The 16497-nt window shown below is 52.5% G+C and carries 15 protein-coding genes; 6 read left to right on the plus strand and 9 right to left on the minus strand.

The window, feature by feature from the left end:
- Positions 1 to 22 precede the first annotated feature (22 nt).
- The 4 genes from P8S54_RS02500 to P8S54_RS02515 all read left to right on the plus strand — a co-directional run bounded on the left by P8S54_RS02500 (position 23) and on the right by P8S54_RS02515 (position 2737).
- Positions 23 to 868 carry an A24 family peptidase gene (locus P8S54_RS02500; RefSeq protein WP_281443080.1) on the plus strand — a complete coding sequence of 282 codons (846 nt, stop codon included), beginning with the start codon at positions 23 to 25 and terminating at the stop codon, positions 866 to 868.
- Between the two features lie 134 nt (positions 869 to 1002).
- Positions 1003 to 1599: a dephospho-CoA kinase gene (gene coaE, locus P8S54_RS02505; RefSeq protein WP_281443081.1), complete on the plus strand. Its 597-nt coding sequence runs from the start codon at positions 1003 to 1005 to the stop codon at positions 1597 to 1599.
- Positions 1600 to 1614: 15 nt separating this feature from the next.
- Entirely contained in the window at positions 1615 to 1848 is a 234-nt protein-coding gene (gene yacG / locus P8S54_RS02510) for a DNA gyrase inhibitor YacG (RefSeq protein ID WP_009095454.1), read from the plus strand.
- A gap of 16 nt (positions 1849 to 1864) precedes the next feature.
- Positions 1865 to 2737, plus strand: a complete 873-nt coding sequence (locus tag P8S54_RS02515) for a DNA replication terminus site-binding protein (protein ID WP_281443082.1) — start codon at positions 1865 to 1867, stop codon at positions 2735 to 2737.
- Here P8S54_RS02515 and P8S54_RS02520 read toward each other — a convergent pair.
- The gene (locus tag P8S54_RS02520; protein WP_281443083.1) at positions 2734 to 3069 is read right to left on the minus strand and encodes a hypothetical protein; all 336 of its coding nucleotides are present in this window, start codon (positions 3067 to 3069) and stop codon (positions 2734 to 2736) included. The genes P8S54_RS02515 and P8S54_RS02520 overlap by 4 nt on opposite strands.
- A 305-nt stretch (positions 3070 to 3374) precedes the next feature.
- Between P8S54_RS02520 and P8S54_RS02525 the strand changes: the two genes are divergently transcribed.
- Entirely contained in the window at positions 3375 to 4208 is an 834-nt protein-coding gene (locus tag P8S54_RS02525; protein WP_281443084.1) for a helix-turn-helix transcriptional regulator, read from the plus strand.
- A 91-nt stretch (positions 4209 to 4299) separates the two neighbouring features.
- Here P8S54_RS02525 and P8S54_RS02530 read toward each other — a convergent pair whose 3' ends face one another.
- The 8 genes from P8S54_RS02530 to P8S54_RS02565 form a co-directional block, all read right to left on the minus strand.
- Positions 4300 to 4671 carry a histone-like nucleoid-structuring protein, MvaT/MvaU family gene (locus tag P8S54_RS02530; RefSeq protein ID WP_281443085.1) on the minus strand — a complete coding sequence of 124 codons (372 nt, stop codon included), beginning with the start codon at positions 4669 to 4671 and terminating at the stop codon, positions 4300 to 4302.
- 323 nt (positions 4672 to 4994) lie between these two features.
- Entirely contained in the window at positions 4995 to 6674 is a 1680-nt protein-coding gene (gene rpsA / locus P8S54_RS02535; protein WP_281443086.1) for a 30S ribosomal protein S1, read from the minus strand.
- 195 nt (positions 6675 to 6869) lie between these two features.
- Positions 6870 to 7559 carry a (d)CMP kinase gene (cmk, locus tag P8S54_RS02540; protein WP_281443087.1) on the minus strand — a complete coding sequence of 230 codons (690 nt, stop codon included), beginning with the start codon at positions 7557 to 7559 and terminating at the stop codon, positions 6870 to 6872.
- Positions 7549 to 9804: a bifunctional prephenate dehydrogenase/3-phosphoshikimate 1-carboxyvinyltransferase gene (locus P8S54_RS02545; protein ID WP_281443088.1), complete on the minus strand. Its 2256-nt coding sequence runs from the start codon at positions 9802 to 9804 to the stop codon at positions 7549 to 7551. Before P8S54_RS02545 ends, cmk begins: the two co-directional genes overlap by 11 nt.
- Before the next feature lie 32 nt (positions 9805 to 9836).
- Positions 9837 to 10928 (minus strand): prephenate dehydratase, encoded by a 1092-nt coding sequence (gene pheA, locus P8S54_RS02550; protein WP_009095428.1) that lies wholly within the window; start codon positions 10926 to 10928, stop codon positions 9837 to 9839.
- Between the two features lie 5 nt (positions 10929 to 10933).
- Entirely contained in the window at positions 10934 to 12037 is a 1104-nt protein-coding gene (gene serC / locus P8S54_RS02555; RefSeq protein WP_281443089.1) for a 3-phosphoserine/phosphohydroxythreonine transaminase, read from the minus strand.
- The gene (gyrA, locus tag P8S54_RS02560; protein ID WP_281443090.1) at positions 12021 to 14726 is read right to left on the minus strand and encodes a DNA gyrase subunit A; all 2706 of its coding nucleotides are present in this window, start codon (positions 14724 to 14726) and stop codon (positions 12021 to 12023) included. Before gyrA ends, serC begins: the two co-directional genes overlap by 17 nt.
- A gap of 165 nt (positions 14727 to 14891) precedes the next feature.
- Complete coding sequence (locus tag P8S54_RS02565) at positions 14892 to 15329, minus strand: thioesterase family protein (protein WP_348651273.1); 438 nt, start codon at positions 15327 to 15329, stop codon at positions 14892 to 14894.
- A 180-nt stretch (positions 15330 to 15509) separates the two neighbouring features.
- Here P8S54_RS02565 and P8S54_RS02570 point away from each other — a divergent pair, with 180 nt between their 5' ends.
- On the plus strand, positions 15510 to 16448 hold the full coding sequence (locus tag P8S54_RS02570) for a recombination-associated protein RdgC (RefSeq protein ID WP_281443092.1): 939 nt from the start codon (positions 15510 to 15512) through the stop codon (positions 16446 to 16448).
- Positions 16449 to 16497 lie beyond the last annotated feature (49 nt).

Raw genomic sequence — 16497 nt, forward strand, 5'->3', positions numbered from 1 at the left:
CGGATAAATCATTAGGAGCTTTATGGGCTTTCCGCCAACACTCTTGTACCTCTTCGCGCTACTTATCGGGCTTTGCTTTGGCAGTTTTTTAAATGTTGTGATCACTCGCCTGCCGGTGATGCTGATGCGTAGCTGGCGCAATGAAGCCCGCGCCGCGCTTGAGCTTCCCGCAGAAACCTCGCCCCGGTTTAATCTCGCAACACCGGGGTCGATGTGCCCACGCTGCGAACACCCCATTGCATGGCACGACAACCTGCCTTTGCTCGGCTGGTTAAAACGACGCGGCAAGTGCGCCAACTGCCAGACCCCCATTAGTGCGCAGTATCCGCTGGTAGAGCTTATGGGTGGGCTATTAGCAGTCGCTGTCGTAGCGCTTTACGGTGCAACGGCAAGCGCTCTGTTTATTTATGCGGCCTGTTTAACGCTGCTTGCTCTAGCCGTGATCGATTTTCGCACGTATCTGCTGCCAGATATTTTAACCCTGCCCCTGCTCTGGGCTGGCTTGCTCTATCAACTGCTCTTCCAACCTATTATGTTGCCCAGTGCCGTTATTGGCGCTATGGCGGGCTACCTAATACTGTGGAGCTTTTACTGGCTGTTTAAGCTGATGACCGGCAAAGAGGGCATGGGATTTGGCGACTTCAAGCTGCTAGCGGCGTTAGGTGCCTGGGTCGGCTGGCCCATGCTGCCGCTGCTGTTGGTGTTATCAGCAGGTATTGGCGCTATTGTTGGCTTAGCGGCACAAGCACGCTCCCCTCATTTACGCGGCCAGCCACTACCTTTTGGCCCTTTTTTAGCCCTGGCGGGGTGGGTTTGTCTGCTAGCGGGCAATGAGCTGATGGCGCTTTATACATCGTTGCTTTATTAGCGCTTAAGCTATTAACGCAGCCACTTGAACCACTACTTGAAGAACTAGTTAAACAGCTATTTCGTCACGGTTGCTACAGCTAGTTTATTATCTATGCGCATTATTATTTACAGCGCCACTACTAAGGAGCAGCCATGATCGTTGGATTAACAGGCGGTATCGGCTCGGGTAAGTCTACCGTTGCTCGGGCGTTTGGCGCGTTGGGAATAGGCTGGGTGGATGCCGACGATGTCGCAAGAGAAGTAGTGATGCCCGGCGAACCGGCGCTTGCTTCAATTGCCGAACGTTTTGGAAACAACGTGCTGCAAGCGGACGGCACGCTGAATCGGGCGGCCCTGCGCAGCATTGTGTTTGAAGCCCCAGCCGAGCGCCAATGGCTGGAGTCGGTAACCCACCCTCGCGTGCGTGAGCGTATTCTGGTGCACCTTGAGCACTTGCAGCACCACTCGCCCTATGTCTTGCTTGTCTCGCCGCTACTATTTGAGTCAGGCCAAGACAGGCTAGTAAACCGCACCATTGTGGTGGATGTACCTGTTGACATACAGCTTTCTCGAACCCTTGAACGAGATGGCGTGAGTGAGGCTCAGGTGCATGCTATTCTCGCCGCCCAGCTACCCCGTGAAGCGCGCCTCGCGAAGGCAGATGACGTTATTGACAACAGCGGGGATCATGCTTCGATGATGCAACAAGTAAAGCAGCTTGATCAGCGTTACCGAAACGAACACCAGTAGCTCAAGGAGAGCTTTATGCCAACGCCCGCCAACGATGCACCGCTTGAGGTCGCTTGCCCGCAGTGCAGCAAACGTGTCACCTGGAGCCCCGAGAGCGCCTATCGCCCTTTTTGCAGCAAGCGCTGCCAGTTGCTTGACTTAGGCGCCTGGGCTGAAGAGTCCCACCGTATTTCGGGCGAATCCGCCATGGACGAAGCCGATCTAGACACGCTGCTCGCCCAAGCGGATAAAGACGCCCCGCTCTCCTAGCTCAGAGTTTGCTGCCATGAACGATAATGTCCTGCCTGTTTATCACTTACTTCATGAGCTTGATGCTCGTTTCGATGACTTGATGGTCACTATTGATCAGGCAGCAACGTATTATGAGCAGCAGCAGGCGGCGACATGGCACTTTCAGCCACTCCATGAGAACACGTCCTGGCTGCGCAAAGCGCTGCTCGATATGTGGCATCAGCAAGGCCAAGATGGGCGCGAGACGCGTAATTACATTGCGCTCATCGCAGCGGATGACACCTTACTCGAAAAATTTAATGCGGTTAACCGTGCTAAAGCGCAGATCAGCGAACTGCTACAACGTATTAAACAGGCACACCCGAATACCCTTAGCCAAGCAAAACATCGCTTACCCGAGCGCCACCCTGACGTTGATAACGTGCTGCGTAAGGGCGGTTTAGCACGGCTGCACCTTAAGCAGTGCTGGCGGCACATTCCCATAGCCCCAGCACCGGTATCACGGGTGCGCTTTGCTTGGTATAGCAGCGGGCGCTCAATAAAAAAATTAACCGTCCAAGAAGCTGAGCAAAAACTCCTACAGTTGGATACCGGCGCTGCTCATGTCCGCATTCAGCTGCGTAAGTTGGCTGGTATTCCGAGCGACGAGCCACTCGCCCAGGTGCAGTCTCAGGCCCCCTTAATGCGGGCCAACCTATTTTTCACCGAACCTTTAGAAGATGGCCACACAAGGCGTGCAATGAACGTCGCCCTGCCGCTTATTGTACCTAGCCATAATCAGCAACTTCCGCACATAAAAATGCCACCGCTTGAGCCACCCACCCAGCGCACCAGGGCTAAGCGACGCGATGAAAAATTAGAGCATGAAGCCTTTTTACCCAGCTTGCGTATCTACCGCTACCGCTAACTCTCCAGGGCAGGCACTGTTTGCAGCTCCCACCGTTCATAGGTGAGCAGCGTCTGGATCAGTTCGCTTAGCTCACGCTCAGATAGACCATATTCACTTATTAAGGCCTTAAAGCGTTCGTTAAACACGTGATCGCGCTTTTCGGTGAGTGCTGCTTGGTCGTCAGCCTCAAGATCTGCCAACGACCTCACGGGTGGCCCTGTGGGGATATCCATACTGTTATTAGGGTCATCCAACTGACGCAGTGCTTGCGCAAAAGCATCATCTAGCTCACGGAATTTACGGAGCTTTTCACGCTCGTCCAGCTGTTTTTCAACCTTGTGATATTTCATTGGTATTTCATTTTCACCTTACATAAAAGGGTCAATACGTCTATTCAACAGACTTTTATGACAAAAACTGTGCACAAACGCGTAAACCGATAGAGCAAACTTGCCTTTGCTACTTCTTAGAAGCATAAAGAGAGGACTACCGCATTAGCATTAACTTAAGGTCCTTCATAGACTCGCAACGCTAGCACACAGGAAGATGGCTCTATTGATTGCTTGTCTGCTTATTACGATCACTCAGCACCGAGAAGGTGCGTTACAGGCTAACAAAACGCCACCTGTAAATTACACGCAAAGGAGGCCAGATAATGTTCAACGCAATGACACGAGCTGAGATCTGGCTGCAGGATACACTCGATAAAACACTGGGTATCGAAGACCTCGCTAACCACCTTGGTTACTCATCGTCTCAAATACGCCGCCAGTTCCGCCAATGCTTTAATGTATCGCCTAGCGCTTACCGGGAAAAAAGACGTCTTGAGCGCGCAGCTGTTTTACTCTCGCTCACTCCACAGAATATAGCGCAAATTGCATTACGCTGCGGCTATCTCAACCACTCCTCTTTTTCGCGGGCCTTTCATCGTCGTTACCAGCTCACACCGCGCAACTATCGCCATGCACTCAGCGGCATTCGTCACTTGTCACTTTCTGAGCGACATTTTAAAACCACTATCGTGAGGAGCCAACCCAAACAAACTGTTCTCATGCGCCTTTACAGTGCGCCAGAGCTAATTCACGGGCTAGGGGTTACCAAGTACCATGCTAATCAACTGGAGTGCTTCCAGGCTCATTTAGAACCCGCCACCCCGGCTATCTCGCTTCCAGACCTTTTGTCTGAGAAGGTAGAGGCACTTGAAGATGAACCCAGCGTCCACCAGATACGAACCGATATTGGGCTTTATCTGGAGAGCAACACCCAAGCTAATCACTTGGCCTTACCCGTCGCTTATCGTCGAGTCGCTATGCCGTCCCACTACTATGCCAAAACATGTTTTGAGGATTTTTCAGAGTTATCGCAAGCAATGACATCAACTCTGATACAGCTAATGAGGGATCAAAAGCAGTTTCATGTCAGTGGGGAAGCACCTAGGGTACTGTGGCATCCAAATCATTTAGAGCTGCAAACTCCGCTATTATTCTAGCAAGCGCAGCCTACTTATTAAACGCGACGTTAAATTTAACGTCGTTCAAAAAAAACCGGCACTTCTGTTAAGAAATGCCGGATTAAACTGCTTAGTCTTCCATGCGTACCAGCCAAGACTCAACGGCTTCATCGCCATGCTCGTCTTTCCAATTACGCAGGCCTTTATGATTACCGCCACGGGTCTCAATCACTTCACCGTTATGCGGGTTTTTATAAATCTTCAGACGACGCTTACGACGTGATGACGCAGCAGGCGCTTTAGCACTGCGCTGATCTGATGCTGGATCTAACAGGGCAATCACATCGGCAGGACGCTTACCAAACTCATTCATCAATGCCTCAAGCTTAGCTTTAAACTCCAGCTCGCTTTTTAAGCGTTGATCACCTTCCAGGCGTTGAAGGTCTTCCTGCAGTTGTTTCAGCTGCTGCTCTTTCTGGATATATTCATTTAAAAGTGACATAGGAGTTCCTTTGTAGCCAGGGTTTAACGTAGCGTAAATTTAACCGCATAAGGCATAGAGTGGGCAAGCTCAATACCCGTTAATTCAGGATGCGGACACATTATTGCCGTAAAAGTGCTAATTGACAACTAGTCTAGATGATTTTGTGATATTTACTAATCAATTTTACAGACTTAGGTAAAGCTTAAAAGTTCAGCGCTTTAAAATTAACAAGCAAAAAACAGTTACTACAGACGCAATGAACTACCGTTACTCAACACTGCATAAGCCATAAAAAAAGCGCCGCCCTAATGGGCGGCGCTTTTATAGGAAAAACTAATAAATTAGTCTTGACCCATCTGCTGCTTGATAAGATCACCGATAGTGGTCGGACCACCTGCTGATTCGGGCTCTTGATCACGCAGTTTCTTCAGGTTCTGACGAGTATCGTCTTGCTCTTTCGCCTTAATCGACAGATTGATCTGACGACTCTTACGATCAACGTTAACAATACGCGCTTCAACGCTGTCGCCTTCGTTCAATACGTTACGCGCATCTTCCACGCGATCAGCACTGATCTCGGACGCCTTCAAAATAGCGATAACATCTGTCGCCAGTTCAACGTGAGCTTCTTTAGCGTCAACTTCAACGATGCGGCCAGTCACAATGCTGCCCTTGTCGTTAACAGACAGATATTCAGCAACCGGATCAGAATCCATTTGCTTAATGCCTAAAGAAATACGCTCGCGCTCTGGATCGATAGAAAGGATGACGGCTTCAGCTTCGTCGCCTTTCTTGAAGTTGCGTACTGCTTCTTCGCCAGTTTCTGTCCAGGAGATATCGGACAGGTGAACCAGACCATCGATACCGCCTTCAAGGCCGATAAAGATACCGAAGTCAGTGATTGACTTGATGGAACCTGAAACGCGGTCGCCCTTGTTGTATTCAGCGTTGAAGGTTTCCCATGGGTTAGCAGTGCACTGCTTAATACCCAGAGAAATACGACGACGCTCTTCATCGATATCCAGAACCATAACGTCAACATCGTCGCCCACTTGGACAACTTTAGACGGATGGATGTTTTTGTTAGTCCAGTCCATTTCAGAAACGTGAACCAGACCTTCAACGCCTTCTTCCAGCTCAGCAAAGCAGCCGTAATCGGTCAGGTTAGTGACCACGGCTTGAACTTTGGTGTTCTCCGGATAGCGCTGCTTGATGTTGACCCACGGATCTTCGCCAAGCTGCTTCAGACCTAGTGAAACGCGGTTACGCTCACGATCAAATTTCAGCACTTTAACGTTGATCTCGTCGCCAACAGCAACGATTTCAGACGGATGCTTGATGCGCTTCCACGCCATATCGGTGATGTGCAACAGGCCATCAACACCGCCTAGGTCAACAAAGGCACCGTAGTCAGTCAGGTTCTTAACGATACCTTTAATCTGCTGACCTTCCTGCAGAGTTGCCAGCAGCGCTTCGCGCTCGGCACTGTTCTCTGCTTCAAGCACGGCACGACGCGATACAACGACGTTGTTGCGCTTCGGATCAAGCTTGATGACTTTAAAGTCCAGCTCTTTGTTTTCCAGGTGCGCAGTGTCGCGAACCGGGCGAACGTCAACCAGAGAACCCGGCAAGAAGGCACGAATAGAATCAACTTCGACGGTGAAGCCGCCTTTGACTTTACCGTTGATCACGCCTTTGATGACTTCGTCTTTCTCGAAGGCAGCTTCCAGAACCTTCCAAGCTTCTGCGCGCTTGGCTTTCTCACGGGACAGACGCGTCTCACCGAAGCCATCTTCAACGGCTTCCAATGCAACGTGAACGTCGTCGCCGATAGCGATGTTCAGTTCACCGTTTTCATCGCGGAATTGTGACGCTGGAATCTGACCTTCAGATTTTAGACCAGCGTTGACGGTAACCCAGTCACCATCGATGTCGACAACCTGAGCCGCGACAATAGCGCCTGGCTCCATATTGATGTCGTTAAGAGACTGTTCAAACAGTTCAGCAAAGCTTTCGCTCATGGTTTTCCTACGTGATCAACGTTGTTGAGGCATAAATGCCTTCTCCGCACCACCAGCGAGTACGGGCCTAATGTCATTCAGCTTTTGGAGGTGTTAGCGCTGGTTAGACCTGACCGGGCTCACTGATATGAACGATCATATGAACTGCCGCCCTGCCACGTCGTGACACCTATCCAAAAACGCCGCAAGGGAGAATCAAATGCCGTTTGCCATGCCACGCTGGGCTAGCAAAACGGTCAACCGTTCAACCACTTCCGGTATGCTCAGGCGTGTGGTATCAAGCGTAATGGCATCATCTGCCGGCTTGAGAGGGGCCACACTGCGCTGCGTATCGCGTGCATCGCGTGCCTGAATCTCCTTTAAAAGACTCGAAAGACTAGCATCCACCCCGGCTTCCTGCAACTGTTGATACCGCCGATGGGCGCGTTCTTCCGCGCTTGCCGTTAGAAAAATTTTTAGAGGCGCCTCGGGAAACACTACGGTTCCCATGTCCCGACCATCTGCGACTAGCCCTGGCGACTGGCAGAAGTCGCGCTGGCGCTGGAAAAGCGCCTCACGCACAAAGGGCAACACCGCCACTTGAGAGGCACGCTCACCCGCCTGCTCAGTGCGAATAGCACGGGTAACATCTTCTCCTTCCAGCAGCGTACGGGGTTGGCCCTCTTTTACAGGAAAGGCAACATCTAACTGCACTGCAAGCTTGGCAAGCGCTGCCTCATCATCCAGGGCAACGCCGTGTTTCACTGCCGCCTGGGCAGTGAGCCGGTAAAGCGCACCACTGTCGAGCAAGTGCCATCCCAAGCGTTCGGCCATTAGGCTGCTAATAGTACCCTTGCCCGCCCCACCGGGGCCATCAATGGTCAGCACGGGCACATTAAGCGTCATTACTGCCCTCCACACTAACATTCATACCAATGCGCTGCGCTAATGCGACAAAATCAGGGAACGACGTCGCCACGTTGGCGCAATCATCGATGATGATCTCATCGCTTGCCCGTAGTGATGCGATGGCAAACGACATGGCGATACGGTGATCACCCAAACTGTCGATCCGTCCGCCGCCGTAGCTGGGCACTTGATCATTACCGTTGCCTAGGATGTCGATGCCATCCTCTACAACGTAGTGCTCAACACCCAAAACGGCTAGACCATCGGCCATCGACTGAATGCGATCCGATTCTTTAACCCGTAGCTCTTCAGCGCCCCGCAGGCGCGTGGCGCCCTGGGCGTTAGCAGCAGCGATAAACAGCGCCGGAAACTCATCAATGGCTAACGGCACTTGATCAACCGGTATATCAATGCCTTTTAAAGGCGTATAGCGAATGCGAATATCCGCCACGGGCTCCCCGCCCACTTCACGCTCATTTTCAAGCGTCAAATCAGCGCCCATCAGCGTTAGAATATTAATCACGCCAACACGCGTTGGGTTTATCCCTACGTGCTCAAGGGTAATATCAGCCCCGGGAGTAATCGCGGCCGCCACCAAAAAGAACGTTGCTGACGAGATGTCCGATGGCACATCAATGGGGCTGGCAGTAAGCGTGCCACCGCCCTGCAACCAGCAGGTATCACCTTCGCGGGAAACCGTATAGCCAAAGCCATTAAGCATGCGCTCGGTATGGTCACGGGTGGGTGCTGGCTCACGCACTTTGGTTTCACCCTCAGCGTATAAACCCGCCAACAGCAAGCAAGACTTCACCTGGGCACTGGCCATTGGCATATCGTAGAAAATACCTTTAAGCGGCGCACCGCCTTTGATGTTAAGCGGCGGGCGCCCACCCTCTGCCGTATCAATAGTGGCGCCCATTAAGCGCAGCGGGTCTGCCACACGCCCCATCGGGCGCTTGGTTAGAGACTCATCGCCTGTTAGTTCGCTATCAAATGCCTGGCCTGCCAGCAAGCCTGCGAACAAGCGCATAGCTGTACCGGAGTTACCCACGTAAATCGGGCCTGAAGGGGCTTTAAGCCCATGCAAGCCTACTCCGTGAATGGTGACCCGCCCTTGGTGCGGCCCTTCGATAGCCACGCCCATCTCACGAAACGCTTGAAGGGTCGCCAAGCTATCTTCACCTTCTAAAAAGCCCTTAACTTCGGTCACACCTTCGGCTAATGCACCAAGCATAATAGAGCGGTGAGACATGGATTTATCGCCCGGCACGCGCAAGCGGCCTTGCGCTTGGCCACCGGGACTCACCCGATAGGTAACCTTACCCTGTGGTTGCATGTGATATTCCGCCTGATAACTAGTTTTATTAAGTAAGGTGTCAAAATAGTGTCGCGCATGGCTAGCGCGATCAAACGTGGCAATCAGCGCATCGCTGTCGCCACGTTCAACGGCCTGCCTTAGCCGCGCCAAGCCCGCTTCAAAATCATCTAATGAGGACAACACCGCGTCACGGTTAGCAATAAATATGTCCCGCCACATGACCGGATCGCTGCCAGCAATGCGGGTAAAGTCGCGAAAGCCACCCGCTGCGTAGCGAAAAATATCTAGTCGCTCATCTTGGCGGGCCAAGGTGTCTACCAAGGAAAATGCCAGCAAATGCGGCAAATGGCTGGTGCGCGCCAGCACTTGATCGTGTCGCTCAACGCTCATCTGCAGGACTTGTGCGCCACAGGCCTGCCATAAAGCTTCTACCCGCGCCAATGCGTCGGCATTAACATCAGGTTCAGGGGTAAGAATCACTTTATGGTTAACGTAAAGTGATGGGTCAGCCGCTGCTACGCCGCTTTTTTCAGAACCCGCTATTGGGTGCCCTAGCACCATATTGCTCGGCACACCGCCAAATACTCGCTCAGCACATTCACGAATAGTTGCTTTAGTGCTGCCAACATCGGTGATCGCCACGTTATCCGCCGCCGCAGAGAGTCCTGCTGATAGCGTCTGCATAACACTCTCCATGGCAAGCACCGGTACGGCCAGCACCACCATGGAAACGCCTTCAAGGAGCTTGGCAAGCTGCGTGCCTCCGGCGTCAATCAGCCCCAACTCTACCCCGAGAGCGACTTCGCTTGCGTTAGGGTCACAGGCTACAATCTGGCCGCTAAATCCTGAGGCGCGAAGCGCCGCCGCCAAAGAGCCACCGATAAGACCAAGCCCGACAATCAGTAGCCGAGGCTCATGACACATCACCTGATGGCTACTCTTTAATACCCGCTTTGTCACAGCACGCCCTGGGGGTAAGAGCCCAGCACCCGTAGTTCAGAGGCGCGCAGCTTAACTTCTTCCAGAACCGCAGCCACTTGAGGTTCGTCACGATGGCCCTTGAAATCGATGAAGAATACGTAGTTCCAAGCGCCTGTACGTGAAGGGCGCGTTTCAATACGCGTTAAATCAATTTTGTGGCGGTGGAAGGGCTCTAACAAATCGTGCAAGGCCCCTGGCTGGTTGCGCATGGCAACAACAATTGACGTTTTGTCCTCACCGGACATCGGCACATCTTGGTTGCCAATGATCAAGAAGCGCGTCGAGTTATCAGGACGGTCTTCTATCTTGTCGGCAATACGCTCAAGCCCATAGAGCTTAGCGGCCATATCACCCGCAATCGCGGCGCTATGCCATTCGGTTTTCACCAGCTTAGCGGCTTCCGCATTTGACGACACCGGCACCCTTTCAGCGTGGGGATAGTGGGCATCTAGCCACTTACGGCATTGGCCAAACGACTGCGGGTGAGAGTAAATTCTGGAGACTTTATCCTTGCGGGTCGTCTCGCTGATCAATAAGTGGTGATGAATACGTAACACCACTTCACCGCAAATCTTGATCGAGGAATCCATAAACGTATCGAGGGTATGGTTTACAACACCCTCGGTTGAATTCTCAACCGGCACCACGCCGTAGTTGACGGCGCCCGCTTCTACTTCACGGAAAACTTCGTCAATGGCCGCCATTGGCAGACTAACCGCACTTTCGCCAAAGTGCTTTAACGCTGCTTGCTGCGTAAAGGTGCCCTCAGGGCCGAGGTAGGCAACTTTAACAGGCTGCTCAAGGGCAAGACACGCCGACATGATTTCACGAAATAACCGCGCCATTTCCTCAGCATCAAGCGGGCCTGAATTAAGCGCCATGATACGGCGTAATACCTGCGCTTCTCGCTCAGGGCGATAAAACACGGCATCTTTATCTTCGGCTAGCTTAACGTGGGCTACCTGCTGCGCACAGCTCGCCCGCTCGCTAATCAAGCGCAATATATCGCCATCTAACTGGTCGATACGTTGACGTAATTCGTCCAAAACAATCGGCGTATCGGACATGATGGTTAGCCCCTTCGTTGTTCAAAATCCGCCATAAAGGCGATTAACGCATCAACTGCTTCTTCAGGCACGGCATTGTATAAACTGGCACGCATACCGCCTACACTGCGGTGGCCTTTCAGATTCAACAGCCCCGCTTCGTCCGCTTCTTGTAGAAACGCTTTGTCCAATGCGGCATCTGCCAACACAAAGGGCACGTTCATGCGAGAGCGGTTAGGACGAGCAATAGGGTTGCTATAAAACGCGCTGGCATCAATCGCTGCGTAAAGCTTGTCCGCTTTACGCTGATTAAGGGCATCCATTGCATTAAGGCCACCCATCTCATCTTTAAGCCACTGGAATACTAACCCCGACAAGTACCAAGCATAGGTTGGCGGCGTATTTACCATAGAGCCCGCTTCTGCAAGCTGCTGATAATCAAATAACGAAGGCGCGCCGGGCACTGCTTTACCTAGCAAATCATCGCGCACGATAACCAGCGTTAACCCCGCAGGGCCAATATTCTTTTGGGCACCCGCATAGATAACGCCGAAATCAGCCACGTTAATCGGGCCAGAAAGAATGTTCGACGACATATCGCACACAAGCGGTAGCACCGTGCCATCGGCACGCTGTGCCACCGGCGTATAATCAAACTCTAACCCGCCAATTGTTTCGTTCGACGTATAGTGCAGATAGGCCGCGTCACTGCTTAAAGACAGCGTATCTAAAGCAGGCACTGCTGTATTGCCATTCGCTTCGCTGCTACCCGCTAAATGGCAGCGGTAGCCTAAGTGCTTTGCTTCGCTAAGTGCTTTTTTACCCCAAATACCGGTCTGGATAAAGTTGGCACTGCCGCCCGCGCTTAACAAGTTCATGGGCAGCATAGCGAATTGCATACTGGCACCGCCTTGCAGAAACAGCACTTTGTAGTTACTGGGAATATTCAGCAACTCTCGCAGATCGGCTTCTGCGCGCTCGGCAATGGCCACAAATTCATCGCTACGATGACTCATTTCCATTACCGACAGGCCACGCCCGTGATAATCCAGCAGTTCGTTGCGTGCACGCTCAAGTACGGCAGCAGGCAGGGCTGCAGGCCCTGCACAAAAGTTATAATGACGTGTCATCGGTTCCCGGTTCCTGTGCGCCATCTTCAGCTATGTTTGACTCACCCTCTTCAAGCGCTTCAAAGTCGCTTTCCCCGGGCTCATCAACACGAACGGTTTTCACCAGCTTCTCTTCTTTGCCTAAACGAATCAGCATCACACCCTGCGTGTTACGCGACGTCGTGGAGACTTCTTCGACACGGGTACGCACCAAGGTGCCACGGTCGGTAATCAGCATCATTTCATCGCTGTCGTACACCTGCATAGCAGCCACTAGCGACCCATTACGTTCGCTGGTTTGCATGGCGATAACGCCTTGCCCCCCACGGCCACGCAGCGGGAACTCTTCTAAGCGTGTGCGCTTGCCGTAGCCGTTCTCACTAGCGGTCATAATGTAAATCTGACCCTCCGACTGGACCTGCTCCTGCGGCTCCACCTGCTGCTCCACATCGGCCTCTGCATCCGCTTCAGCGTCGATCTGCTGACTCTTGGGAATGATAAGGCTGATGACTTCGGCATTCTTCGCTAAGCGCATACCACGAACGCCGCGCGCGGTGCGGCCCATGGCCCGCACGTTGCCTTCCTCAAAGCGTATTGCCTTGCCGTTTGAGGAAAGCAGCATGGCGTGGTCGGCGCCGGAGGTAATGGCGGCCCCTACCAAGCGATCACTCTCTTCTAGGTCAATGGCAATCAAACCGACACTACGCGGACGGGAGAACTGCTCAAGACTAGTACGTTTAACGGTACCGTTTGCCGTGGCAAAGAAAATGTAGTGCTCTGGATCGTAATCGCGCACCGGCAGAATCGCGTTAACCGCCTCACCCTCTTCCAAGGGCAGCATATTAACCAGCGGTTTACCCCGTGAACCACGGCTAGCGTTAGGCATTTCATAGACTTTCAGCCAGTACACTTTGCCGCGGTTAGAGAACAGCAATACGGTATCGTGAGTAGACGCCACTAGCAGGTGCTCGATGACATCCTCATCTTTCATGGCAGTGGCTGACTTACCACGACCACCCCGGCGCTGAGCTTGGTAGTCTGACAACGGCTGGGTCTTGGCGTAGCCAGAGCGGGAGACGGTTACTACCATATCCTCTTCGGTGATCAAATCTTCAATAGAAAGATCTAAGTGGCTAGCCTGAATTTCCGTACGGCGGTCATCACCAAACTGCTCACGCACCGCGTGCAGCTCTTCACGAATAACTTCCATTAGTCGCTCTGGCGACGCCAAAATTGCCGTGAACTCAGCAATTTTCTCTAGAATCGTCAGGTACTCACTCAGCAGCTTTTCAGTTTCAAGGCCGGTTAAGCGGTGCAAACGAAGTTCAAGAATTGCCTGCGCCTGAGCATGCGACAGGCGGTACTCGGTTGCTGATGGGTTAAGGCCAAACCCTTCATCAAGATCTTCAGGTTTACAAGAGGTAGCACCAGCACGTTCCAGCATGGCGGTGACTTGGCCTGGCTGCCAAATTTTAGCCAGCAGCTTTTCGCGAGCTTCTGCCGCGTTGGGCGACGCCTTGATCAGTTCAATAACTTCATCAATGTTAGAGATGGCAACGGCCAAGCCTTCTAACAAATGGCCGCGCTCACGGGCTTTCTTCAGCTCATACAGCGTGCGGCGGGTAACCACTTCACGGCGATGACGAATGAACGCTTCGAGCATCTCTTTAAGATTGAGCGTGCGAGGCTGACCGTTTTCAAGCGCCACCATATTGATACCAAACACGTTTTGCAGCTGTGTTTGAGCAAACAGGTTATTAACCACGACCTCGCCAGACTCGCCGCGCTTAACTTCAATCACCACACGCAGGCCATCTTTATCCGACTCATCGCGTAGCTCGGCAATACCCTCAATTTTTTTCTCTTTCACCAGCTCGGCGATTTTTTCAATCAGCCGCGCTTTATTCACCTGATACGGCAGCTCAGAAATAATGATGTGGTCACGACCACTCTTATCATGATGCTCAATGGTGTGGCAGGCACGCACGTAAATGCGCCCTCGCCCTGTACGGTAAGCATCCAAAATGCCCGCACGGCCATTAATAATGCCGCCGGTGGGGAAATCCGGCCCAGGAATGTACTGCATTAGGTCATCAACGGTGAGCGTATAGTCGTCGATTAACGCCAAGCACCCATCAATCACCTCCCGCATGTTATGCGGCGGGATATTGGTGGCCATGCCCACCGCAATACCCGATGACCCGTTAATCAACAGGTTGGGGACCTTCGTCGGCATGACCGCAGGAATACGTTCAGTGCCGTCGTAGTTGTCTACCCAGTCGACGGTATCTTTTTCAAGATCCGCCAAAAGCTCGTGCGCAAGGCGCGCCATGCGCACCTCTGTGTAACGCATTGCGGCGGCACTATCGCCATCGATGGAGCCAAAGTTACCTTGGCCATCGACCAGCACGTGGCGCATGGAGAAGTGCTGGGCCATACGTACGATGGTGTCATATACCGCACTGTCACCGTGCGGGTGGTATTTACCGATGACATCGCCGACGACACGCGCCGACTTCTTGTACGGTTTATTCCAGTCATTGCCCAGTTCATGCATGGCAAAAAGCACACGCCGGTGAACAGGCTTGAGGCCGTCGCGCACGTCGGGGAGCGCACGACCGATAATGACACTCATCGCATAGTCGAGGTACGACTGTTTGAGCTCGTCTTCAATATTGACGGGCAAGATTTCTCTGGCGATGTCACCCATGAAAGTCAGATCCTTTGCACTGCATTGGCACTGCGAGAGTTGAAAGCGCTTAAAAATGCCGCCCCCGGTAGTGCCAAAAAAAGCAGTACAACAGGGCGGCGCGCAGATACCCTGCCATCATACCACTGCATAAGCACCAAGGGCAGTCAGGGGCATCGCCTTCGATTATTGTGCTGTAAACGCTTCGTTTGTAACTACGAGACCTTCAAGCACGTCACGCACGTCACCTTTAATGGCCGCGGCTTTGTTGGCTTTCATATCAAGTAGCACAAAGGTGAGATCCGCTTGAGCGACAAGCGCGCCATCTTTACGTAGGATGCGGTGGTGGCAAAGCGCACTGCGCTCACCTACCTCAACAATACCCGTCAAAACATGAAGATCATCGTTCTGCACCGCCGCCGCGCGGTAATCAATATTTAAATTAACTACCACAAATGCATATCCTGATTGGTGAAGTTGCTTGATCAGTCGCGGGTGCTCATCAAAAAAGGCCCAGCGCCCCTCTTCCATGAACTCAAGGTAGCGCGCGTTATTTACGTGGCCATAGCCGTCTAAGTGATAGCCGCGGACCCGCATACCTACCTGTGTAATTGCCCCTGACATAGAGCCTCCTTTTCGATAACTGTTTTTCAATAACTGTGTGTGGTTGAGCGAGTTGGTAAAAACAACCATCAATCAAACACAAGTTTAAAACGTACGCAACAACACGACATTCCCCCGAGGTGCTAGCAGGAAAGGTCTGCTTTCGACATAATGTGCCACCTTTTTAATAGGATTGGTGACATGTGGTTTAAGCACCTGCATTTATATCGCCTTCATGGCGCCCCTGAGCTAGACAGTTCAGCATTAGCAAGCGCACTCGATACCCATGCAGCCAAGCCTCTTGGAAATGCCGATGCACGGCGCCTTGGCTGGACAGCGCCCGCAGGGCGCTTAAGCGGAGGACAATTACTGCATGAAATCCAGGGGCATCGGCTGATCTCAGCGCTGCGTCAGGAGCGTTTACTGCCGGCTTCAGTGGTTAAAGAAGAAGTCGACGAAAAAGTCGCGGATATTGAGGCCAGCGAAGGCCGCAAAGTCACGCGCAAAGAAAAAACCGCTTTAAAAGAGCAAGTTACAGAAGCATTACTGCCGCGTGCCTTTGTACGCAGCCAGAAAGTCGACGTGTGGTGGGATACCCGCCGCCACCTGATCGGTATTAATGCCAGCTCACGTACCCGCGCAGAAGATATCTTAGACCTACTCCGTGAAACCCTTGGCAGTTTAAAGGCCACGCCAATCTCCTCCCAAACGCTGCCCATCCGTGCCATGACCACATGGCTTGGCGACTCTGCCAGCCGCCCATCGGATCTTCAGCTGGGCGATCAAGTGGAGCTAAAAGCCAAAGGCGATGACGGCGTTTTACGGGCAAGGCAAGTAGACTTAGACAGCGACGAGATTCAACAACTGCTCGAAAGTGGTCGCCAAGCAAGTAAACTCGCTATTAGCCTGGAGGGTCGCTTAAGCTTTGTACTCCACGACGATTTAGCACTTAAATCGCTGCGTTTTGGCGACGCGCTAATCGAAGAGGCTGACCATGCCGATGATGGCGACGACGCCCTGGCACGCCTGGAAACCGACTTTATTTTAATGGCACAGGCGCTATCCGACGACGTCACCCGTTTATTGGAGTGGCTCGGAGGTGAAACACAGCGGGAACCTGCCGCGCAGCAAGAAGCCTAATGGCTACTTTTGCTGGCGCTGAACATCGACTTACTTCTGCTTAACACCC

It is taken from the genome of Halomonas sp. M1 (genome assembly GCF_029581375.1).
Lineage (GTDB): Bacteria > Pseudomonadota > Gammaproteobacteria > Pseudomonadales > Halomonadaceae > Vreelandella.